At 65.6% G+C, this 22,649-nt stretch carries 19 protein-coding genes and 1 pseudogene; 13 read left to right on the top strand and 7 right to left on the bottom strand.

The features are described 5' to 3' along the window. Positions 1-28: 28 nt before the first annotated feature. Positions 29-1,249, bottom strand: coding sequence for a helix-turn-helix domain-containing protein (locus tag BFF94_RS08220; RefSeq protein ID WP_219139199.1), 1,221 nt, complete (start codon positions 1,247-1,249; stop codon positions 29-31). Positions 1,250-1,363: 114 nt separating this feature from the next. Here BFF94_RS08220 and BFF94_RS08225 point away from each other — a divergent pair, with 114 nt between their 5' ends. From BFF94_RS08225 to guaA, 5 genes are all read left to right on the top strand, one after another. Next, positions 1,364-2,128 carry a DUF899 domain-containing protein gene (locus tag BFF94_RS08225; RefSeq protein WP_219139200.1) on the top strand — a complete coding sequence of 255 codons (765 nt, stop codon included), beginning with the start codon at positions 1,364-1,366 and terminating at the stop codon, positions 2,126-2,128. Between the two features lie 30 nt (positions 2,129-2,158). Then, the gene (locus BFF94_RS08230) at positions 2,159-2,965 is read left to right on the top strand and encodes a DUF2182 domain-containing protein (protein ID WP_219139201.1); all 807 of its coding nucleotides are present in this window, start codon (positions 2,159-2,161) and stop codon (positions 2,963-2,965) included. 278 nt (positions 2,966-3,243) lie between these two features. Continuing rightward, positions 3,244-4,704, top strand: coding sequence for an IMP dehydrogenase (guaB, locus tag BFF94_RS08235; RefSeq protein ID WP_128848600.1), 1,461 nt, complete (start codon positions 3,244-3,246; stop codon positions 4,702-4,704). Between the two features lie 6 nt (positions 4,705-4,710). After that, complete coding sequence (locus tag BFF94_RS08240; protein ID WP_219139202.1) at positions 4,711-5,310, top strand: Asp23/Gls24 family envelope stress response protein; 600 nt, start codon at positions 4,711-4,713, stop codon at positions 5,308-5,310. A gap of 107 nt (positions 5,311-5,417) precedes the next feature. Next, positions 5,418-7,037, top strand: a complete 1,620-nt coding sequence (gene guaA / locus BFF94_RS08245) for a glutamine-hydrolyzing GMP synthase (RefSeq protein ID WP_128843888.1) — start codon at positions 5,418-5,420, stop codon at positions 7,035-7,037. Between the two features lie 101 nt (positions 7,038-7,138). Here guaA and BFF94_RS08250 read toward each other — a convergent pair whose 3' ends face one another. Continuing rightward, entirely contained in the window at positions 7,139-7,756 is a 618-nt protein-coding gene (locus tag BFF94_RS08250) for a 3'-5' exonuclease (protein ID WP_128843889.1), read from the bottom strand. 251 nt (positions 7,757-8,007) lie between these two features. Between BFF94_RS08250 and BFF94_RS08255 the strand changes: the two are divergent. Continuing rightward, positions 8,008-8,596: pseudogene (locus tag BFF94_RS08255) on the top strand (2'-5' RNA ligase family protein). A 164-nt stretch (positions 8,597-8,760) separates the two neighbouring features. On the opposite strand, the gene BFF94_RS08260 reads toward BFF94_RS08255, so the two are convergent. Genes BFF94_RS08260 through BFF94_RS08280 form a run of 5 tightly spaced genes read right to left on the bottom strand, consistent with a single transcriptional unit; the run spans position 8,761 to position 12,847 of the window. After that, complete coding sequence (locus BFF94_RS08260) at positions 8,761-9,039, bottom strand: gamma-butyrobetaine hydroxylase-like domain-containing protein (protein ID WP_128843890.1); 279 nt, start codon at positions 9,037-9,039, stop codon at positions 8,761-8,763. Then, on the bottom strand, positions 9,036-10,040 hold the full coding sequence (locus tag BFF94_RS08265; protein WP_219139203.1) for a HEAT repeat domain-containing protein: 1,005 nt from the start codon (positions 10,038-10,040) through the stop codon (positions 9,036-9,038). The genes BFF94_RS08260 and BFF94_RS08265 overlap by 4 nt, the downstream gene beginning before the upstream one ends. 43 nt (positions 10,041-10,083) lie before the next feature. Further along, positions 10,084-10,329 carry a 4Fe-4S dicluster domain-containing protein gene (locus BFF94_RS08270; RefSeq protein WP_128843891.1) on the bottom strand — a complete coding sequence of 82 codons (246 nt, stop codon included), beginning with the start codon at positions 10,327-10,329 and terminating at the stop codon, positions 10,084-10,086. A gap of 11 nt (positions 10,330-10,340) precedes the next feature. Beyond that, entirely contained in the window at positions 10,341-12,080 is a 1,740-nt protein-coding gene (locus BFF94_RS08275) for a fumarate reductase/succinate dehydrogenase flavoprotein subunit (protein WP_128843892.1), read from the bottom strand. Next, positions 12,077-12,847 (bottom strand): GntR family transcriptional regulator, encoded by a 771-nt coding sequence (locus BFF94_RS08280; protein WP_128843893.1) that lies wholly within the window; start codon positions 12,845-12,847, stop codon positions 12,077-12,079. Before BFF94_RS08280 ends, BFF94_RS08275 begins: the two co-directional genes overlap by 4 nt. Before the next feature lie 330 nt (positions 12,848-13,177). Between BFF94_RS08280 and BFF94_RS08285 the strand changes: the two genes are divergently transcribed. The 7 genes from BFF94_RS08285 (at position 13,178) to BFF94_RS08315 (ending at position 22,610) form a co-directional block, all read left to right on the top strand. Then, the gene (locus BFF94_RS08285; RefSeq protein WP_128843895.1) at positions 13,178-14,389 is read left to right on the top strand and encodes an MFS transporter; all 1,212 of its coding nucleotides are present in this window, start codon (positions 13,178-13,180) and stop codon (positions 14,387-14,389) included. A gap of 1,162 nt (positions 14,390-15,551) precedes the next feature. Continuing rightward, positions 15,552-16,850, top strand: a complete 1,299-nt coding sequence (locus BFF94_RS08290) for a carboxyvinyltransferase (RefSeq protein WP_128843896.1) — start codon at positions 15,552-15,554, stop codon at positions 16,848-16,850. 38 nt (positions 16,851-16,888) lie between these two features. Beyond that, the gene (locus BFF94_RS08295; RefSeq protein ID WP_128843897.1) at positions 16,889-18,244 is read left to right on the top strand and encodes a carboxyvinyltransferase; all 1,356 of its coding nucleotides are present in this window, start codon (positions 16,889-16,891) and stop codon (positions 18,242-18,244) included. Between the two features lie 46 nt (positions 18,245-18,290). Next, entirely contained in the window at positions 18,291-19,826 is a 1,536-nt protein-coding gene (locus BFF94_RS08300) for an asparagine synthetase B family protein (protein WP_128843898.1), read from the top strand. 168 nt (positions 19,827-19,994) lie between these two features. Beyond that, complete coding sequence (locus tag BFF94_RS08305; RefSeq protein ID WP_372454163.1) at positions 19,995-20,336, top strand: RidA family protein; 342 nt, start codon at positions 19,995-19,997, stop codon at positions 20,334-20,336. Between the two features lie 84 nt (positions 20,337-20,420). After that, complete coding sequence (locus BFF94_RS08310) at positions 20,421-21,641, top strand: ATP-grasp domain-containing protein (protein ID WP_128843900.1); 1,221 nt, start codon at positions 20,421-20,423, stop codon at positions 21,639-21,641. Positions 21,642-21,743: 102 nt separating this feature from the next. Beyond that, complete coding sequence (locus BFF94_RS08315) at positions 21,744-22,610, top strand: DMT family transporter (protein WP_128843901.1); 867 nt, start codon at positions 21,744-21,746, stop codon at positions 22,608-22,610. The last annotated feature ends 39 nt before the right edge of the window (positions 22,611-22,649 follow it).

A 22,649-nucleotide genomic window follows, 5' to 3' on the forward strand; every position in this document is an offset into this window, starting at 1 on the left:
CGTCACCTCGTCGTTCGGTGAAGCCATCCTAATCTCCCGGCAGCGGGGCAGGGAGTAACAAGGTCGTCGCGAATCCGGGCAACGGCGGTGTCATCCAGCGGCGTGCGCGGCCGCGGCCGAGCGCCTGTACCTTGTCCGCTTCGGCGAGCGTGTCGAGCGCGCGCTGCACGGTGCGCTGGCTCGCGCCGAGCGCGAGCGCCAGCGCCGAGCTCGACCACGCTTCGCCGTCGGCGAGGAGCGCGAGCACGGCCGCGTGGCGATCGTCGACCGGGCGCGCGAGGACGACGGTCTCGCGCACGCCGAGCGGCTCGAGTGCGAAGCCGCGCGGCGTCGCGATGACGTTCGCGAGCGGCCGCAGCACCGCGCGCAGCCGGCCGATCTCGACGCGCAGGCGCGCGCGATGCGATTCGTCTGCCTGTTTCGCGCGGAACGCGGCGGCGACGAGCGCGTTTCTCGACACGTCGGCCGGCCATGCCTCGCCGAGCGCGCGGGCGAGCACGAACAGCACGGGGCGCCGCGCGAGCGACACGGTCGTGCGGGCATCGCGCACCGTGTGGCGGCACGCATCGACGACGAGCGTATTCGACGCGAACAGTGTCTCGACTTCGTCGAGCTGCACGAGCCGCGACGTGCCGCGCGCGATGAGTCGCGCGGCCGGTGCGTCGAGCACGCGTGCCGCGGTGTCGACCTCGGCCGTCAGCGCGGCGATGCCGGCGTCGCGGGCGGCTGCGCGCGCACGGGCGAGCGCAGCGCGGGCCGCGTGCGTGCGGATGCGGCGCATCGCGATGCCGGCCGCGATCAGCTCATGGGCGGCGCGCGATGCGGCCGGCAGCGGCGCCGGATCGAGATTCGCGAGCATCCGTTCGGCTTCGTCGATGTGACCGATCAGCAGCAGCCGGCGCACGCCGAGATAGCGGGCGTGCGCGGCGTTCGCGCGGTCGCCGTGCGCGTCGAGCGTCACGCAGGCGGCATCGAGCGCGCGCGTCGGCCAGCGGAGGTCGCGCGACGCGAGCGCGATCTCGGCTTCCGCGACGACGCAGCGCGCACGCGCCACGCCTTCTTTCGCACCGAAGGCGCGCGCGGCGCCGCGTACGAGTGCGCGCGCACGTTCGAAATCGCCGAGCTGCGCCATCGCGATGCCCCGCAGCGCGAGCGCCGGCGCATCGTCGCGCAGCGCGACGCGGTTCAGCGCGCCGAGCGCGTCACCGGCCGCGAGCGCGCGCGCGGCCGCCGTGATCAGCGAATCCATCCGAATCCCGACACACTTGTCACTCCCTCCGGTCCGTTGCCCGGCACTAATCTAGCACCACGCACACGGCCCCGTACGCCGTGCCCGGATACCCATCGGAAGGAGGAACCCGCAATGACGACTCATCTCACCGGAACGCGCGACGAATGGCTGGCCGAACGCAAGGCGCTGCTCGATGCCGAAAAGGCGCTGACGCGGCAAAGCGACGAACTCGCGCGACGGCGCCAGGCGCTGCCGTGGGTGCGGATCGACAAGACCTACCGGTTCGACACCGAAGACGGGCAGGCGACGCTCGACGACCTGTTTCGCGGCCGTTCGCAACTGCTCGTCTATCACTTCATGTTCGGCCCCGACTACAAGGCCGGCTGCCCGTCGTGCTCGGCGCTCGCCGACGGTTTCGACGGCTTTGCCGTGCACCTGGCGAACCACGACGTGACGCTCGCGGCCGTGTCGCGCGCGCCGCTTGCGAAGCTGCTCGCCTACCGGCAGCGGATGGGGTGGACCTTCCCGTGGGCGTCGTCGGTCGGCAGCGATTTCAACTTCGACTTCAACGTGTCGTTCACCGAAACGCAGCAGCGCGCGGGCGACATCGAATACAACTACGCGCGGGCGGGCCATGCGATGGACATGGATCCGCCGCCGGCACCCGTCGTGCAGTTCGCGGCGACCTGCGGCACCGACGCGGCCACGTATTCGCTCGATCGGCCCGGGATGAGCGCGTTCGTGCGCGAGGATGGCGCCGTCTATCACACGTACTCGACCTATGCGCGCGGGCTCGACGGGCTGTGGGGGATGTATCAGTGGCTCGATCGTGCGCCGCGCGGGCGCAACGAGGCGGGCGTCTGGTGGCGCCGCCATGACGAGTACGCGCGCGGCTGAGCGTGGGCCGGCGACGGACGGGAGCGCGCGATGACACGGCCGGCAGCCGGCGGGACGGGCCCCGATCCGCGGGCATTCGGGGCGGCGTTCGCGGCCATGTTCGCCGTTGCCGCGATGGCGACGCTGGCGCAGCACGCGTCGATGGCCGCGATGGGCGGCGAACCGATGCCCGGCGGCTGGATGACTTCGGCCGCATGGCTGCGGCCGTGCGGATGGGGTGCCGGCCGCGCGTTCGCGGCGTTCGCCGGCATGTGGGGCGCGATGACGGCGACGATGATGCTGCCCGTTCTGGCGCCGGCACTCTGGCGATACCGGCAGCGCGTCGGTCCGCTGGCCACAGCGCGTTCGACCTGGCTCGTCGTTGTCGCGGGCGCCGGGTATTTCGCGGTATGGATGGCGCTCGGGGCGCTTGCGTTTCCGGCCGGCGGCGCGCTGACGGCCGCCGCGGCACGGCTGCCGGCGTTGGCCCGCGCGGTGCCGTTCGCGGCCGGCGCGGTCGTATGCGGTGCCGGCGTGCTGCAGTTTTCGGCATGGAAGGCGCGACGGCTGATTTGCTGCCGGTACGCGGCGGAGGACGCACGCCGGCCGCGAACGGCTGCCGGCGCCGCGTGGCGGTACGGCGTGCGAGCTGCGATGCGTTGCAGCGCCTGTTGCGGGAACCTGATGGTGGTCGCGCTGGCGGCCGGCGTGATGGATCTGCGCGTGATGGCCGCCGTGACGGTCGCGATTGCCGCCGAGCGCCTGGCGCCGGCTGGTGAGCGCGTTGCGCGGATCGCCGGCGGCGTCGCGATCGCGGGCGGCATCGTCATGATCGTGCGCGCGGCCGGGCTGCTGTAAGACCGGGGAGGCGAGCCGATGCGGCACGTTGCCGGGCCGCGTGCGACCGCGGCCGTCACCGCCACGCGGCCCGGCCGCGACGGGCGCCGTTGCCGCTTCGCAGCCCATTGCGCGAATGGCTCGATGCAGCAGTGAAACGAAAGACGATCGAAAACGAACCGAACGGCGATCCGAACGATTCGGCCCCCGAACGCCTGGAAACGGCTAAGCCGTTGTTCGTGTTGTGAAAATTCGCAGCGCTTCGCGTATAATTCGCTTTTGCGCCCATAGGATTTGCCATGCGTCTGATCCAAAAAGCACTCACTTTCGATGACGTGCTCCTCGTTCCCGCCTTCTCCGACGTTCTGCCGCGCGACACCAGCCTCAAGACCAAGCTGACCCGCAACATTTCCCTGAACATGCCGCTCGTGTCCGCCGCCATGGACACGGTCACCGAAGGCCGCCTCGCGATCGCGATGGCGCAGCAGGGTGGCGTCGGCATCGTCCACAAGAACCTCACGCCGGCCGAACAGGCCCGCGAGGTCGCGAAGGTCAAGCGTTTCGAATCGGGTGTCGTCCGCGATCCGATCACGGTGCCGCCGCAAATGAAGGTGCGCGACGTGATCGCGCTGTCGCGCCAGCATGGCATCTCGGGTTTCCCGGTCGTCGAAGGCCCGCAGCTCGTCGGCATCGTCACGAACCGCGACCTGCGTTTCGAAACGCGCCTCGATGAGCCGGTCAAGTCGATCATGACGCCGCGCGAGCGCCTCGTCACGGTCAAGGAAGGCACGCCGCTCGCCGAGGCGAAGGCGCTGATGCACAGCCACCGCCTCGAGCGCGTGCTGGTCGTCAACGACGCGTTCGAACTGCGTGGCCTGATGACCGTCAAGGACATCACGAAGCAGACCGAGCACCCGGACGCCTGCAAGGACGAACACGGCAAGCTGCGCGCAGGCGCGGCGGTCGGTGTCGGTGCCGACAACGAAGAGCGCGTCGAGCTGCTGGTGCAGGCCGGCGTCGACGTGATCGTCGTCGATACCGCGCACGGTCACAGCAAGGGCGTGCTCGAGCGTGTCCGCTGGGTCAAGCAGAACTTCCCGCACGTCGAAGTGATCGGCGGCAACATCGCGACGGCCGCCGCCGCGAAGGCGCTGGTCGAATACGGCGCGGACGCGGTCAAGGTCGGTATCGGCCCGGGCTCGATCTGCACGACGCGGATCGTCGCGGGTGTCGGCGTGCCGCAGATCAGCGCGATCGCGAACGTCGCGGACGCGCTGAAGGGCACGGGCGTGCCGTGCATCGCCGACGGCGGCGTGCGCTTCTCGGGCGACGTGTCGAAGGCCCTCGCGGCCGGCGCGAACGCGGTGATGATGGGCAGCATGTTGGCGGGCACCGAAGAGTCGCCGGGCGACGTGTTCCTGTACCAGGGCCGCCAGTACAAGGCGTACCGCGGCATGGGGTCGGTCGGTGCGATGAAGGACGGTGCGGCTGACCGCTACTTCCAGGACAACTCGGCGAACATCGACAAGCTCGTGCCGGAAGGCATCGAAGGCCGCGTCGCCTACAAGGGCTCGGTCAACGCGATCCTGTTCCAGCTGGTCGGCGGCGTGCGTGCCAGCATGGGCTACTGCGGCTGCAAGACGATCGACGAGCTGCACGACAAGGCCGAATTCGTCCAGATCACCGCGGCGGGCATGCGCGAGTCGCACGTGCACGACGTGCAGATCACGAAGGAAGCACCCAACTACCACGTGGACTGATCGCCGATGAAACCGCTGCTGCGAGCCGTGCTGATCATCGATGCCGTGCTGCTGCTGGCGTTCGGCGTGCTGTTCGTGCTGACGCCCTGGCAGTCGCTGTTCAACGCGCTGCAGCTGGCGAACATCCAGCCGGCGATGCTCGGTCAGGCGTTCGGCATCGCATTGCTCGGGCTCGCGTGGCTCGCGTTTCATGCGGCGTTCAACGGCGATCTCACGGCACCGGTCGCGCGGTCGGTCGGCCACGTGTACTGGCTGACCGGCGTGCTGACGATCGTCTGGTCGATCGGCACCGGCAGCGGTCCCGCGCTCGCGGCCGCCGGCAGGGTGCTGTCGGCCGTGGCCGGTGTCGCGCTGATCGTGCTCGGCCTCGGCGGCGTGCGGCTCGCATCGGCCGTGCGGCGGCGCGAGAAAGCGCAGGCGCTCGAGGCGCGCGCGCCGGCGCAGCGTCCGGCCGAGCCGGCGATGACGCCGGCGTCGTCGCCCGCATCGCAGCGTGTCGAACCTGTCGTCAGCCGCCCCGCGGCACCCGCTGCACAGTCCCCGGCCGCATCCAGCCATTCGTCAGGCACCGTCGCACTCGACGAGCGCCCGCCGATGCAGGATTGACCGGCCATGCGTCGCGCGTGCCGCCTACCGCCCGACGCAGCTGTCCATGCTATTGATGCAGCGCATGATGCGCTGCTTTTCTTATTCTCTTCATCCCGTCCGCAGCCATGCACGACAAAATCCTGATTCTCGACTTCGGTTCGCAAGTCACCCAACTGATTGCGCGGCGCGTGCGCGAAGCGCACGTCTACTGCGAAATCCATCCGAACGATGTGTCCGACGACTTCGTCCGCGAGTTCGCGCCGAAGGCGGTGATCCTGTCGGGCAGCCACGCGAGCACGTACGAAGACCATCAGCTGCGCGCGCCGCAGGCCGTGTGGGATCTCGGCGTACCGGTGCTCGGCATCTGCTACGGCATGCAGACGATGGCCGTGCAGCTCGGCGGCAAGGTCGAGTGGAGCGACCACCGCGAATTCGGCTATGCGGAAATGCGCGCGCACGGCCATACGCGCCTGCTCGACGGCATCGAGGATTTCACGACGGCCGAAGGCCACGGGATGCTGAAGGTCTGGATGAGCCACGGCGACAAGGTCGCCGAGCTGCCGCCGGGCTTCGCGCTGATGGCGTCGACGCCGAGCTGCCCGATTGCCGGCATGGCCGACGAGGCGCGCGGCTACTACGCGGTGCAGTTCCACCCGGAAGTCACGCACACGGTGAAGGGCCGCCAGATCATCGAGCGTTTCGTGCTGCAGATCGCCGGCGCGAAACCCGACTGGGTCATGCGCGACCACATCGAGGAAGCCGTCGCGAAGATTCGCGAGCAGGTGGGTGACGAGGAAGTGATTCTCGGCCTGTCGGGCGGCGTCGATTCGAGCGTCGCGGCCGCGCTGATCCATCGCGCGATCGGCGACCAGCTTACCTGCGTGTTCGTCGACCACGGCCTGCTGCGCCTGAACGAAGGCAAGATGGTGCTCGACATGTTCGAGGGCCGCCTGCATGCGAAGGTCGTGCACGTCGACGCGGCCGATCAGTTCCTCGGCCATCTGGCCGGCGTGACCGATCCGGAAGCGAAGCGCAAGATCATCGGCCGTGAGTTCGTCGAGGTGTTCCAGGCCGAGGCGAAGAAGCTGTCGAAGGCGAAGTGGCTCGCGCAGGGCACGATCTATCCGGACGTGGTCGAATCGGGCGGCACGAAGACGAAGAAGGCGACGACGATCAAGAGCCACCACAACGTCGGCGGCCTGCCGGAAACGCTCGGCCTGAAGCTGCTCGAGCCGCTGCGCGACCTGTTCAAGGACGAGGTGCGCGAGCTGGGCGTGGCGCTCGGCCTGCCGCCGGAGATGGTGTACCGCCATCCGTTCCCGGGCCCGGGCCTCGGCGTGCGGATTCTCGGCGAAGTGAAGCGCGAGTTCGCGGACCTGCTGCGCCGCGCGGACGCGATTTTCATCGAGGAACTGCGCAACACGACCGCGACCGCGCAGGATGCGGCTGCGGGCCTGTGCGGCGAGGCCGACGTCGGCAAGAGCTGGTACGACCTGACGAGCCAGGCGTTCGCGGTGTTCCTGCCGGTGAAGTCGGTGGGCGTGATGGGCGATGGCCGCACGTACGACTACGTGACGTCGCTGCGCGCGGTGCAGACGACCGACTTCATGACCGCGCACTGGGCGCACCTGCCGTACGCGCTGCTCGGCCGCGCGTCGAACCGGATCATCAACGAGGTGCGCGGGATCAACCGTGTGGTGTACGACATCTCGGGGAAGCCGCCGGCGACGATCGAGTGGGAGTGAGTCTCGTGAAGCGGGCGGCTGGTTCAGTCCGTCCGCTGCCCGGATCCGGACAAGAAAACGGCCTGGCTTTTGCCAGGCCGTTTTTGCGTTAACGCATGGCCTTATGCGTGCGGGCGCACGAGCGAACGCAGATACATCGGCACTTTCGCCTTGGCCGTCGTCTGGACACGCGTCATCAGTGCGTGATCGATGCGGTCCAGTCCGTAAGTCCGCGTAATGTCGTGCTGCAACCGGCACCACAGATGGCTGGCCATCTCGGCGTCGACCATTGCCCGGTGCGCACGGCCCGTTTTCGGCAACTGCAGCATGTCTGCCAGGTTCGACAGGCGGTGACTCAGCGCGTGCGGGTAGATACGTCGCGCGACAAGCATCGTGCAAGCAAAGGCATGCTCGGCTGACAGACCCAGCAGCTCGAGCTCCGCCTGCCAGAACCGTTTGTCGAAACCGGCGTTGTGAGCCACGACGGCATGCTTGCCGACGAACGCGGCCGCTTCCTTCATGACGGTCGATGCCGGGGGCGCCGACGCAATCATGTCGTTCGTGATGCCGGTTAGCGCGACGACATCGGACGGTATGCGTCTGCCCGCATTCATCAAACTCTGGAAACGATCGACGATTTGCCCGTCACGGAGCAGGATGACGGCAATTTCGGTGGCACGGTCGCCCAGATTCGGCGAAAGGCCCGTTGTTTCAAAGTCCAGTACCGCAACGGTTTGCATGGTTGAATCCTATTGCTTCATGCGGTGGCGTTTAGTTTGGCCGAGAGGTTAGCATCTTCGAGCCTGCGAAAGACTTGTTCAGCCCGAGAAACGCTCGATCGTCGTCGCCATGTCACCGTTTTGCGGTCTGTCGCCATGCGATTGCCGCTAACGTCCCACCCCGCAATGGGGCCTCGAGTGCGAGCGGGCCGACGTCCGATTGACGATAATAGACTTCACTATTGGCCTGCCTGCCTGCCTGCCATGCTGCCGTGACCCAACTGACGCTACCCGGCTTCGACGTGCCGCCACCGGTTCCCGAGCATCGTTTCTTCTTCGCGGCGATGCCGGATCCGGCCACGGCTGTGCGCATTGCCGGGATGGCCGAAAGTTTGCAGTCAGGGAAGGAAAGGACGCTGCGCACCGAGCGCCTGCATGTCACGCTGTATGTTCCGGGCGACTTTGCTTATGTGCCGGGTGCCGCTATCGCACGTGCATGTGCCGCGGCGGATCGCATCGAGGCGCGATCTTTCCGAGTGACCTTCGACAAGCTCGTCAGCTTCAATGGGCGGCTTGACGATCAGCCGCTGGGGCTGGCGGGGAGCGCGGGGCTGGAGGTCTTGATCGACTTTCAACTGCAACTTCGAGAGGCACTGAAAAGGGCAGGCCTGCGTGCGTCAGGTGCGCGTTTCAATCCGCACGTGACGTTGCTGTATGGCAAACGCAGGCCGGATCAGTACAAGATCGAGCCAGGTTACCTGGACCGTACTCGACTTCGTTCTGATTCACAGTTGGCTCGGCAGGTCGCACTACGACGTAATAGGGCGCTGGCCGTTGACGGTCGGCAGTCCGTCTGAATGATCTTCATGTCGCCAGCGCGTGCTTGCCTGCGACCATTCGGACCCAACCTGTGGTTTGTCCGGCACCCTGCCTGATGCTGAATTCGATCAGGTCTTCGTCAATCTCCCGCTGCCCGGCTGGCCGGGGTTGCGTCGCCGTGTCGGCAGACGGCCCGGCGGCCGCGGCTATGCCATATCCGCCAGATACGGCCACGGATAGATGCCGCGCGCGTGGCCGTCGCCGAATACGAGGCGGATGCCGTAACCGGCCGCTTCCACGCCCGCAAGCGTCAGGTCGGGCCGCGCATCGACCCGGCTGCCGTCGTGTCGAATCCGTCGGCATTCCGCACACGGGCAATTGCCGCGCAACTGCGCATAGCCGATGCGCTGCGTGTCGCCGTCCGGCCAGCGGAGCGTCAACGTGCGTGCCGGATGATCGAGTACGATTTCGGTCGGCGAGATCATCGCGGAGCCTCGTCGATTTGCCGGATCGCGATCCGCACGGCCTTGCGTACTTCCGGATCTCGATCCTCCAGCGCATGGTTCAGTGCAGACAGCGCCAAGCGGTCGCGCAATTCGCCGAGCGCAAGCGCGGCTTCCTTGCGCAGATTGCTGATCGCATGCGAGAGCAGCGCGACGACGGCCGGTGCCGCGGCAGCATCGCGTAGCTGCCCGAGCGCGCGTGCGGCACGCAAGCGCACCTGCCAGTAATCGTCGTCGAGCGCGGCGACGAGCGGTTCGCGCGCGACGGCGACGCGCAGCTTGCCGAGTGTGGTTGCCGCTTCCTCGCGGACCTGCCATGCACGGTCGCGCAGCGCGGTAAGCAGCGCTTCGATGACGACTGCATCGTCGGGCGCGGCGAACCCGATCGCGCCGACCGCGGCGCGCCGCACGTCCGCATCGGCATCGGCTGTCGCGACGCGCGCGAGCGGCGGCAGCGCACGCGGATCCTTGAGCCAGCCGAGCACCGCAACGGTTTCGGCGCGCACGGCAGCGTGTTCGGCATCTAGCGCGTGCAGCGCGGGCGCGAACGCATCGGGGTCGCGCAGCTCGCGCAAGCCGCGCAGTACGGCGCTGCGCACGAACGGCTCGCGCCGGTGAGCCCAGCGGCACAGCACGGCGCCCGATGCCGCGTCCTTCAGTTCGGACAGGCTTTGCGCGGCGGTGGCGCGCACGCCGTCGTCGGGATCGAGCAGCGCGCCGCACAGTGCGTCGACGACGTCGGGTTGCTCCCACGCGCCGAGTACGCGGGCGGCTTCGCCGCGCACGTCGGCGGACGGATCGTCGCGCAGCGCCGCGACGAACGCGGGCACGAAGTCGGGATCCTCGAGATCGGCGAGATCGGCGAGATTGAGCAGCGCGATGCGGCGCACGGAGGCGTCGGGCGCGGCGAGGCGGACGACGAGCGCGGCCTGGTCGGGATCGTGCGTGCCGGGCAGCGGGGAGGCGAAGGCAGAGGCGGTCATGGGTGAAAGGTCGGGGGAGGGAGAGAGCCTGTCGCGCGCACGATCAGCGCAGCAGGTACGGGATGTCGACCTTGACCGCGCCTGTCGGGCAGTCGCGCTCGCACGGCATGCAGTACCAGCATTCGTCGAACTGCATATAAGCCTTGCCTTTCGTCACGTCGATCGCGAGCAGGTCGAGCGGGCACACGTCGACGCAGACGGTGCAGCCCTTGTCGGCGATGCACAGATCCTCGTCGATCGTGACGGGCGCGTTGCTGCGCAGGAAAATGTCGTGCGGGGTATGGGGCACGGTTGGGTTCCTCAGAGGGCGGCCGCGAGCGCGGCCGGTTCGCGGATGCGCAGATGCGCGTAAGCGCTGCGCTCGTCGTCGGCGAGCGGCACGACGTAGGGCTCGACCGCTCGCTTGTCGCTGCGCATCGCGCCGTCGGCGTCCTTGCGCAGCCACGTGTGGCAGAACCACTCGGCGTCGTTGCGCTGCGGGAAGTCGATGCGATGGTGGTACAGCCCCCAGCGGCTCTCGGTGCGGAACAGCGACGCGCGTGCGGCCATCTCGGCGCAGTCGCGGATCGCGCGTACTTCGGCGGCGCGCATCAGTTCGTGTGGATGGGTCACGCTGATCGATTCGATATCCTCAGCAATCTCGGCAAAGCGTTGCAGCCCGATCTCCATCTTGCGCGTCACCTTCGGCGGCTGCAGATAGTCGTTCACCATGCGGCGCAGCTTGTATTCGACCTGCGCGGGCGCGAGGCCCTGCTCGCGCGCGAGCGGGGCCAGCACGCGTGCACGCTCGGCTTCGACCTGTTCGTCGTCCACCGGCGCATGCTCGCGGCCGGCCACGTAGTCGGCCGCGTTCTGCCCGGCGAACCAGCCGTACGTGAACGCGCCGAGCATGTAGTTGTGCGGGACGGCCGCCATGTCACCGGCTGCATAGAGCCCCGGCACGGTCGTTTCCGCGCGGGCGTTCACGTACACGCCGGACGCACTGTGCCCGCTGCAGAAGCCGATCTCGGAGATGTGCATCTCGACCATCTGCTGCCGGTAGTCGGTGCCGCGCCCCGCATGGAAGCGGCCGCGGCTCGGCCGCTCGTTCGTATGCAGGATCTGCTCGATGGTCTGGATCGTTTCTTCCGCGAGATGGTCGAGCTTCAGGAACACGGGGCCGTTGCCGCTTTGCAGTTCCTGGTAGAACTCCCACATCATCTGGCCGCTCCAGTAATCACATTCGATGAAGCGTTCGCCCTTGCCGTTCGCGGTGAAGCCGCCGAGCGGGCCCGTCACGTATGCGCACGCGGGACCGTTGTAGTCCTTGATCAGCGGGTTGATCTGGAAGCATTCGAGATTCGCGAGCGCGGCGCCCGCGTGATAGGCCATCGCGTAGCCGTCTCCCGCGTTGGTCGGGTTCTCGTAGGTGCCCATCAGGTAGCCCGATGCCGGCAGGCCGAGGCGGCCGGCCGCGCCGCAGCAGAGAATCACGGCCTTCGCGCGGATCACGTGGAAATCCGCGGTGCGGCAGTCGAAGCCGAGCACGCCGCTCGCGCGGCCCTGCGCGTCGGTCAGCACGCGCGTCGCGACGATCCGGTTCGTGATCGCGATGCGCGCGCGCTTCAGCTGCCGGTACAGCACCTTCTTGATGTCGTGTCCTTCGGGCATCGGCAGTACGTACGAGCCCATGTGATGGACCTTCTTCACCGCGTAGTCGCCGGTGCCGTCCTTCTCGAACTTCACGCCCCAGCGGTCGAGCTGCTCGATCGTCGCAAAGCTGTGCGTCGCATACGCGTACACGGCTTCCTGGTCGACGATGCCGTCGTTGGCGATCGTGATCTCGCGCGTGTACTGCTCGGGCGTCGCATGCCCGGGGATCACCGCGTTGTTCAGGCCGTCCATCCCCATCGAGATCGCGCCGCTGCGCTTCACGTTGGCCTTTTCGAGCAGCAGCACGCGCAGGGACGGGTCGCGCTCCTTCGCCTTGATTGCCGCCATCGGGCCGGCCGTGCCGCCGCCGACCACGACGACGTCGTATTCGAGTACCTGGGTATTCATTGCGGATTCCTTGCGGGTTTGCGGGCTTTCTGCCGGTCGACGCGCAGCCGGTACTGGAACGCGTCGCCGCGGAAGTAGAGATGTTCGTAGTCGATCGGCGTGCCCGTTGCGTCGTGCGTGAGGCGCTCGATGCGCAGCACGGGGCTGCCTTCCTCGACGCGCAGCGCGTCGACGATCTCGTCGTCGGCGAGGATCGCGTCGATCGCGACGTCGGCGTGGCCGAGCGGCACGCCGCAGTCGTTCTCGAGGATCAGGAAGATGTCGCGGGTGACGAGATCCGCGTTCGCGAGACGCTTGCCGAGCGCTGCGGGCACCCAGGTCTGTTCGAGCGACACGGGCTCGCGGTTCAGCAGCCGCACGCGGTGGATCTCGACGAGCGGCGCGCCTTCCGGCACGTTCAGCTTCGTGGCGAGATGGCGATCGGCCTTCACGGTGCGGAAACTGCGCAACTGGTTGACGATCTCGTAGCCCATCGACGACATCGCCTCCGCGAAACCCTGCAGCGAGGTCACGTTCTGGAACGCCTTCGGTTTCGACACGAAGGTACCCTTGCCGTGCAGCTTGAACAGCAGTCCTTCCTTCTGCAGGTCGCCGAGCGCTTGGCGCACCGTGATGCGGCTGACGTCGAACATCGCGCAGAGTTCGTGCTCGGAAGGCATCCTGCTGTGCGGTGCATGAGTGCCGTCGAGAATGCGCGCGCGCAGCGTGTCCTTGATCTGCACGTAGAGCGGGGGCGGCGACAGCGGAACGACGTTGGACGTTGGCATCGGTCAACTTGTTATGACAAGGTGGGTCGAGTGTAGTCAGCTCGATCACGCACTCAAACCAACCATTTCTGATTTCGACTTTCCGATTCCGGAAAAGCGGGATGGGTGGGCGGCACGCGGCGGACCGAACCGGCGATTCGGCATCCGGAGGCGACCCGATCCACCCCTTGCCGGCCGCGCGGAAGCGCCGACAATGAAAAAATTCGCCAATGCTTGCGTCGCGCATGTCGATTTCCCGACGCGTCGCCCGTCGTATCCATGTCGACCGGGCTCGCGGCGCCGCAGGAGCCCGGTTTCCAGGCGTTGCCGAAACGAGAAAGGAGACGACACATGCCGGATTCCCGATACCGCTGGGTGATCGTCACCGCGGGCGGCCTGATGGGCTGCATCGCGATCGGCGCGATGTTTTCGCTGCCCGTGTTCCTGCGGTCGATTGCGCGCGACACGGGCTGGTCGATGACCGGCATTTCCGGCGCGATGACGCTCGGCTTCATCGCGATGGCGTTCGCGAGCATGGCGTGGGGCAGCCTGTCGGATCGCATCGGCACGCGCCCGGTCGTCATGACGGGCGCGGTACTGCTGTCGGCGAGCCTGGCGCTGGCGAGCCGCGCGCCGTCGCTGCTCGCGTTCCAGCTGACCTTCGGCCTCGCGGTCGGCAGCGCGACGGCCGCGATATTCGCGCCGATGATGGCGTGCGTGACGGGCTGGTTCGACACGCACCGCAGCCTGGCGGTGTCTCTCGTGTCGGCCGGAATGGGGATGGCGCCGATGACGATGGCGCCGCTGGCCGCGTGGCTCGTGTCGGTGCGCGACTGGCGCACGTCGATGCTGCTCATTGCCGCGCTGGCGGCCGTCGTGATGATTCCGGTGTCGCTGCTGGTGCGCGGGGCGCCCGCGCTCGACGGCGCGCACGCGGCACCTCCGCCGGCCGGCGCACCCGCGGCGATGTCGGTCGCGGACGCATTGCGTTCGCCGCAGTTCGTGGTGCTGCTGCTGACCAACTTCTTCTGCTGCGCGACGCACTCGGGCCCGATCTTCCATACGGTCAGCTATGCGGTGACTTGCGGGATCCCGCTGATCGCCGCGGTGTCGATCTACAGCGTCGAAGGGCTCGCCGGCATGGGCGGCCGGATCGCGTTCGGGCTCCTCGGCGACCGCGTCGGCGCGAAGCGCATGCTGGTGGCGGGGCTGCTTGCGCAGGCGCTCGGCGCGCTCGGCTACTACTTCGTGCGCACGCTCGACGGGTTCTACGCGGTCGCGACGCTGTTCGGCTTCATCTATGCGGGCGTGATGCCGCTGTATTCGGTGCTTGCGCGCGAGAATTTCCCGCTGCGGATGATGGGCACGGTGATCGGCGGCTGCGCGATGGCCGGCAGCCTCGGGATGGCCGCCGGGCCGGTCGCGGGCGGCCTGATCGTCGATACGTTCGGCAGCTACGGTTGGCTTTATCTCGGCTCGTTTGCGATCGGCGTCGGCGCGTTCCTGATCGCGACGCTGTTCCGCCCGTTTCCGAAAGTGCAATCCGGCACGGTCGCGGTGTGACGCGCCGTCGACAGACGGCGGGCGGCGAACGTAGCGGGGCGGCGGGTCGAACGTCGTGACGGGTCGACGATCGACGGATCGCTCCCATCGAAAAACAAAAACGGGGCCGGACACGGTCGACACAAACCTTTGCGCCCATCTTCCCGTTCCTCGCTGCGCAGCAGCAGACGGGCATCTGGCGCCGATCGGCCCGTATCCGCTAAACGGTACACACCGTACCCGCGATAGCCGAATGGCGGCCGATGCCACGTTCGTTGTCCCGTTGTCTCGCGAGTTTGCCAGTCGCAGGTGCCACGCCGTACCAAGACATCCCGGTTTCAGGCGGCGCTGAACGGATGCTCGGACGGGATGATTTTCCGACGGTGTCGGATTACCAATCGTCTCCGGAAAATCTCTGATTCATCGTGACGAACCATATTTTCACTAAATTTTTTATAGGGCATGATTTTGAAAATGGATATCACTAAAAAATAGATTCCATGCTGGAATTAATATTGTGAAGGATTTTCACCAATAGAGACTTGCAATCGGAAAGTGTGTGATGTGATACTGGTTGCCGAGGTCGGGGTTGTGCTGGATTTTTTGAAAAATCGCATGCTTCATATATCGGATCGGCGTTTTTTTTTTGCGAAGGTTGTTGTTTTGTGGTGATCGGTTATTGAATTTTGGTTGGATAATAAATTTAAATAAAATATTGGCCGCTCGTTTTTTGATCATACTTTTTCGGCCTTGATTTATCGTCGTGAATCCACAGTCGAATTAAAATCCGACCCGATCCTATGAGGAGTCGCGGTCGGAACGCGCGTGGCGTGGTGCATTGTGCTGTCGAAAACATCGAGGAGCAAACATGCAGCGGTTATCGATTCATCAATCCGATCCTTCGACGCCGGCGGTCTGTTCCGCCAAGCGTTGGCCTGCTCCGATCGAGCGAGGCAAGCCGCGGCGTGAGCCGAGCGGATAATCGATTCGTCATCGAATTCGTGTCTTGCGGTCTTCGATCGGAAGTTTCGGCATTGCATCGTCTCGAATCCTGACGGTGAACTTCCTTGCTAGTGTGAACCGTGAAATATCGGAGTTGGCGCCGTGCCGGGTGCGAGATCCGTCTGCCAGATTATTGCAGGCATTTTCTGCGGTCATTAAATCTCCGTGTGGGAGTACGATTTTGAAAACAGTAACCGTCTATCCGGGCGGCCGGCTCGCGGGGGAAGTTTCGATCCCCTCGTCAAAGCCGCATATGCAACGGGCATTGCTGTTGGCTTTATTGAATTCCGGGAAAACACGCATTAATAATGTCTCGTGGTGTACGGAAACCGAGAAATTACTCACTGCGCTGACGCAATTCGGCATGAAGGTGCTGGCGCGTGAATCGAATGCGTTGCTGTTGCAGGGGGTGGGGCGGGACGTAGAAGTCGGCGAACCGATCGAGGCGGAGGGCTCCGGCATGCTGTTCCGGATCAGCACCGCGCTCGCGTCGCTGGCGAACGGCGTGGTGCGCATTCGCTGCAACGATTCGCTGTTCAGTCGCGACAGCGTGTTCGACGAAGCCTTCTTTTCCCATCTCGGCGTGCAGGTGAGGCGCCGCGAACGCAATCTTGTCGAGATTGCGCGCAAGTCGTATCCGGCGCGGCTTCCCATGACCACGCACAAGAGCACGCAATTCGCGTCCTTCGCACTGTTCGTGGCCCCGTTCGGCGAACCGTCGATTCTGGTCGAGCCGGAGGCGGGGCAGGCCGGCTACATCGACATGACGATCCAGTCGATGGCGCTGCTCGGCAGCACCGTGATACGCGAGCCCGGCCGCATGATCGCGAGCGCCTATCGGGCCGGCGACATCGCGATCGATATTCCGTCCGACTTCACATCGCTCAGCTATATCGCCTCGTCGGTGCTGAGCATCGGCAAGCCCGGCGGCGTGACGATTCGCGACTACTATCCCGGCCGCACGCTGAACGAGCAGACGCTGTTCGGTCTGTATCGGCAGTTCGGCCTCGCGCTTCGCTGCGACGAACAGGGCCATACGCTGAAGGTGTCGCGCGAGGAGGGCGTGAGCGAGGCGAGTGCGGAGATCTCGCTCAGCGAACTGCCGTCGGTGGCGGCGAACCTGATTGCGGCAACCTCGAACCTCGGCGAGCGAATTCGCTTCAGCGGCGTGAGCGGTATCAACAATCACAAGTGTCAGCGTGCGTTGGTGATCAGCGAGAACATCCGCGCGATGGGCGGCCGGAGCTCGCTGCTCTTCAACGGCATCGGCATGTTCGATCGTATCGAGATCGAGGGGCGCGGGCCGCTCGCCGGCGGGGCGGCGCTGCCGAGCTACAAGGATCACCGGATTTGCGCGGCGAACATCATCGCCGCGCTGGGGGCGAAGCAGAAAACGCTCGTCCACGACGTCGACAAATTGGACGATGGCTTTCCCCGCTTCATCGAGACGCTGCGTGCCCTGGGCGCCGAGCTTGCATGACCTCGAGTGTCATTCACCCACCTGCCAATGGAACAGCCATGACAACACGAAGCAATCAGTCGCCGAGTTTCTTCGAAATCAGTCACACGTTGAAGCTCGGCGGGACTATCGATCTGCCTGCCTCGAAGAGTTCGTCGACGCGCGCGCTGTTGACGGCGTCGCTGACGCCTGGCATCAGTTCGATCCGCAACCTGGCCTCGGGCTTCAATGCGACGGCGATGAAGCACAACTGCGAACGCTTGGGCGCGGTGTTCGGCAGCGACGGCAGCCATACCACCGTCAAGGGCGTCGACGTGCGCCATGTCGATCGCAAGATCAGCTTCGATCCGGGCAACTCGGGCGTGGTGCTGCGTCTGCTGATGGGCGTGGCCGGCTATCTCCCGGATACGGAGTTCGTCACGCAGTATCGTTACTCGCTCGGCGTGCGTTCGCAGGTCGAGATGGTTGATGCGCTGCGCCGGTTGAACGTGCAGTGCGACGCGGTGGGCGACGATGCGCGGCTGCCGATTCGCATCCGCTCAGATCGGCGCCTGGGCGGCCGCACCGAGGTGTCGTGCCGCAAGAGTTCGCAATTCCTGAGCGGGCTGCTGTACCTCGGCGCCGTCAGCGACAGCGATCTCGAGATCCAGGTGGTCGACCACATCACGGCGCCGTCGATGGTTCACACGACCATCAACAATCTCAAGCACGCGGGTGTGCCGGTCGAGTACGACCAGGCGTTTCGCCGCTTCTTCGTGAAGGGCGCGAGCCGCTTCAACGCCAGCAGCTTCACGGTGGGCGCCGATCCGGCAAGCACGGCCGCGATCCTCGCGCTGTGCGGCTCGCTGTCGACCGATGTGACGCTGAACGGATTTTTCGAGGAGGAGCTCGGCAATGGCGCGGTGATCCAGTACCTGACGGACACCGGCACGAAGATCACGCACCTCGAACACAACCGGATTCACATCGAGGGCGACACCGAGATCCGGGCGCGCGATTTCGACGGGGCGCTCGCGCCCGACGCGGTGCCGGCGCTGGCTGCCCGCGCGGCCTTCGCGAACGGCACGAGCGTGTTCTACAACATCGAGCACATTCGCTACAAGGAATCCGACAGGATTTCCGATTTCCGACGCGAGCTTGACAAGCTCGGCGTGCGCTCCGATGAAAAAGTCGACCAGCTGATCATCCACGGCAATCCGCGCGGCTATGCGGGCGGCGTGGTGCTCGATGGCCACTTCGATCACGGCCTGATCATGGGGCTGACCACGATCGGCCTGCATTGCCGGGAACCGGTGCTGATCAAGGAGCCGTTCCACGTCGGCCAGACCTATCCCGAGTATTTCGCCGACATCGCTTCGCTAGGCGCGAACGTTGCCGAACTCGTCTATCCGATCGCGGCCCTCGAGCGTGCGTAAGCGGATCGGCCTGCTCTGACAAAAACTCCATTACTGAGAGAAAGCCATGTGTGGAATCGGCGCCATTTTCACCACGGAGCGTTCGTCAATCGACGGTCTTGAACAATCGCTCACCGCACTGATGAAGAAGATCGCGCATCGCGGCGACGCGTCGCGCTTCAACGAGAACCTGGTCAACGCGCGCTTCGGCCTGTCGACCAACCGGCTTGCGATCCTCGAACGCGAGCACGCCCGCCAGCCGGCCTCCGATCACGCGCGCGACATTCATGCTGTGCTGAACGGACAGATCTACAACTACAAGGAGCTGCGCGATGCGTTGAAGGCGCGCGGCCATCAGTTCCAGGGCGGCGACGCGGAAGTGCTGCTGAAAGCCTACATCGAGTACGGCCCGGAATTCGCGGCGAAGCTTGACGGCATGTTCAGCTTTGTGATCTACGACAATCGTAACGGCCGCTTTCTGATCGGCCGCGATCATGTCGGCATCAAGCCGCTCTATTACGCGAGCCGTGACGGTATCTGGTACGTCGCTTCCGAGATCAAGTCGCTGATCAATCTCGACGCGCAGGTTCATACCCTCGAACCGGGCACCCTGTTCGACGGCGAGACGATGTACCGCTACGCGGAGTACAACGAACATCATCCCGTCAACCACGACAGCTTCGAAGTCGCCAGGGCGCGCGTGCGCACGCTGCTCGAGGAATCGGTGCGGCGGCGCGTCGACACCGATCTGCCGATCGCGGTGATGTTCAGCGGCGGTATCGACAGCGCGATCGTGCTGTATCTGGCCAAGCTGTATCACCACGACGTCACTGCGATCACCTTCGGCCTGCCAGGCTCGAAGGATACCGAGGTCGCGCAGCGCTACTGCGCCGAACACGACATCCGGCTCGTCACCTACACCTTCACCAAGCAGGACCTGATCGCCAACATCGACGATGCGGTGTACTACGGCGAGTTCTTCGAGAAGATCGACGCAATCGATTCGACCATTGCGCATTTCGGCTACTACATCGCGAACCGGCTCGGCTTCAAGGTCGCGCTGTGCGGCGAGGGGAGCGACGAGATTTTCGCCGGCTACGACCTCTTCAAGACGCATGCGTCGCCGGGCGACCTGTCGCTGTATCGCCTCAACAACCTGCACCGCACCGACCTGCAGCGCGTCGATCGCGCCAGCATGCGCAATACCGTGGAAGCGCGCGTGCCGTTCATGGATTCGGCCCTGATCAGCTACGTGCTCGGCCTGGATTTCTCGTACAAGCTGCATGACGGCATCGAGAAATACATCCTGCGCGAGGCATTCCGCGATGCGCTGCCCGACTACATCATCGATCGGCCGAAGATTCGCATGCCCGACGGCAGCGGCGTGAAGAACACCATCATCGACCACATCGAAGGGCTCGACACGGCCGTGTCCGGCGACATCGTGGTGGTGGACCGGCTCAGGGAAATCGGCCTGACCGATCGTCCGGCCTTGTACTTCGCGCAAAAGTACCTGTCGAGCGGCTACCCGTTTCCGACCCGGCGCTTCAAGGAAGCCGGCAGGGACTACTCCGAATCGGGGTACTTCAACTTCGTGTCCTGAGCGAGTTGCACGCGTCGCGCCGATCGCGTGAATCCGCGGGTCGATCGCGACGCGCGGCGCCCGTCTTCCGTTTCCCCACTCCACGACCCATGAGGTGAAACCAGCATGTCCACCCGTCTCGATTCGGCAAGAAGCACCGTGTTCAGCCCGTCTTTCTGGGAAGATAAGATGGGCTACGCCCGCGGAAAGCGCGTCGGCAATCACGTTTTCATCGCCGGTTGCGTGGCCTCGGACGGCAGTGCCGAGGTGATCGGCAGCAATGCCTACGACCAGACCCGCTTCATCATCGACAAGATCGAAAGGTACCTGAACGAACTGGGTGCGGAGCTCGACGACGTCGTCAGTACGACGACGCACTTGACCGGCTTCGATCATTTCGACGGCTACTGCCGCGCATTCAGCGAACGCTTCGGCGAGATCCGACCTGTCAATACGACGGTGGCGGTGGCGTCGCTCGTCGATCCCGGGCATTTCGTCGAGATCACCGCGATCGCGATCGTCGACGACTGATACCGCGGCCTTGGGCGATCGGCGCGGCAGGGCCGGTCGCCGCGTGATCCGGTGCGGCATTCCAAGTCAAGAGGAACGGCAAGCATGAAGACATTTCTGTTCATCGAGGCGCGTCCGGTTGAATCCGCCGGCATCGAATACCTGCGCGCATCGGGTTTTTCTCCGGTGCTGATGACCTCGCTGAACCGCATGAACCAGCAGCTCTACGACGATCTCGACCTGTCGCTGTTTGATGCGGTCCACGACGTCGATACGCACGATGTCGCGGCGATCCTGACGCGCGTCGAGACGTTGGGCCTGGACGTCGCGGGGGTGCTGGGCTGTTTCGACGCGTTCGTGATTCCGGCGGCGCGAGTCGCGGCGGCACTGGGCCTGCCGCATCCGTCGCTCGAAGGATTGAGCAATGCGTTCAGCAAGAAGCGCATGCGTGACGTGTTGATCAGCCGCGGTTTCGAGCAGCCGGCGTATGAGCTGCTGTCGGCGGACGATCTGCCGGCGCGGCCGGGTATCGGCTTTCCGTGCGTGATCAAGCCGCTGCGCGATGCCGGTGCCTACAACGTGAGCCTGTGCCGCGATCTGCGCGACTATGCGGCGGTGGTGGCGCGTATCCAGGCCGGCCACGATACGCCGATGCTGGGCGGGACGCATGCGACTTATCTCGCGGAGGAATTTCTGGAGGGGCGTTTCTATGGCGCCGAGCTGATCCATGCGGCCGGCGTGTGGCGGATTCTCGGCATCAACCGGATCTTTGTGGCCCCGGAGGACAGCCTGTGCATGACGGGGATTTCGCATCCGTCCGATCTGTCGTCGGCCGATGCCGATGCGCTGGGCGCCGTCGTGCTCGACTGGGTCGACGCGCTCGGCCTGCACGGCGGCGCGCTCAATGTCGAGTTCATCGTGACCGCGCGCGGGCCGATGCTGGTCGAGATCAACCTGCGCGTCGCGGGAGCGCGCGCGGTCCGGCAGATCGCGCTGACCTCGGGCGTCGACATGATCCGTCACCTGATCGACTTCTGCCTCGGGCGCTCGGGGCCGGTTGTGCCGAGCCGCGAGCGTAGCCATGCTTACGTGGCCGATGCGTTCGTGTTCAGCCCGAAGGCCGGCGTCATCCGCGAGATCGCCTTTGCGCCGTCGGATCCGCATTATGTCGATAGCGGCTTCCGGCATTTGCCGCTTGTCTCGACCACGGGCTCGCGCAATTTCGGCGCCGTGATCGGTTACGTGATGGCGCATGGCGCGAGCTGCGAGGAGGCGATGAAGCGTGCCCGGTCGCTGGCCGACAGCGTGCATGTCGAGGTCGAATGAGACGCGGTGCACGGCCGGCCCGCAAAGGCGTCCCCGTCACAATGACGGTTCAGGCGGCGTGACGACCCCGCCGCATTCCCTTATCCAGGTGAGAGAGACGACATGGCAATTCTGATGGGCCTGATATCGGCCTTGTGCTGGGGCAGTACTGACTTCATGGCCGGGCAGGCCGCGCGGCAGGTCGGCGTGACGCGTTCGCTGTTCTACAGCCAGTCGTTCGGTTTCCTGTTGTTGACGATCGCACTGGCGTTTCATCCGTCGTTGCTGCATATCGCGGCCCTCGATGCGGACCTGCTGATCGGTATTGTCGCGGCGATCTGTAACCTCGTGGCGATGGCCGCGCTGCTCAAGGCGTTGTCGATCGGCAAGGCGTCGGTGGTGGCGCCGATCGTCTCGCTGTACGGCGCTATCACGACCGTGCTGGCCGTGCTCGGCGGGCAATCCGTCACGGGCATGACGGTGGCGGGCCTCGTGATCTGCATCGTCGGCGCCAGCCTGGCCAGCATGGCGAAGTCGAGCGGCGGCGAGGCAGAGTCGCCGGCCTCGATCGGCTTCGCGCTGCTTTCCGCGGTGATGTTCGGACTCGGCTTCTGGCTGCAGGGGGCGTTTGCCGTCAAGAGCCTTGGCGTGGTCAGCGCGCTGTGGGTCTACTACCTGACCGCCGTGGTGATCCTGTTCCTCGTTCTGGCCAGCAAGCGCAACATCTCGGTGCCGCCGGGCTCGATCGTCGTATTGCTGATGTCGATCAGCCTGTTCAGCCTGCTCGGCTTCTTTTCGCTGGCTTTCGGCGCCACCACCGGCCACGTCGCGATCGTCACCGTGCTCAGTTCGCTTGCCAGCGGCGTGACCGTGCTGCTCGGTTTTTTCATTCGGCACGAGCGACCCAGCTACGCGCAGTGGGGCGGTATCGTCGCGATCATCGTCGGGGTGGTGATGTTGAAGGTGACGCCGCAGTTGCTGGCCGGCTGAGCGCCCGGCCGGTTCTGCGCGGCGACGCGCGCGGGTCAT

The organism is Burkholderia catarinensis, from assembly GCF_001883705.2.
Taxonomy (GTDB): Bacteria; Pseudomonadota; Gammaproteobacteria; order Burkholderiales; family Burkholderiaceae; genus Burkholderia; species Burkholderia catarinensis.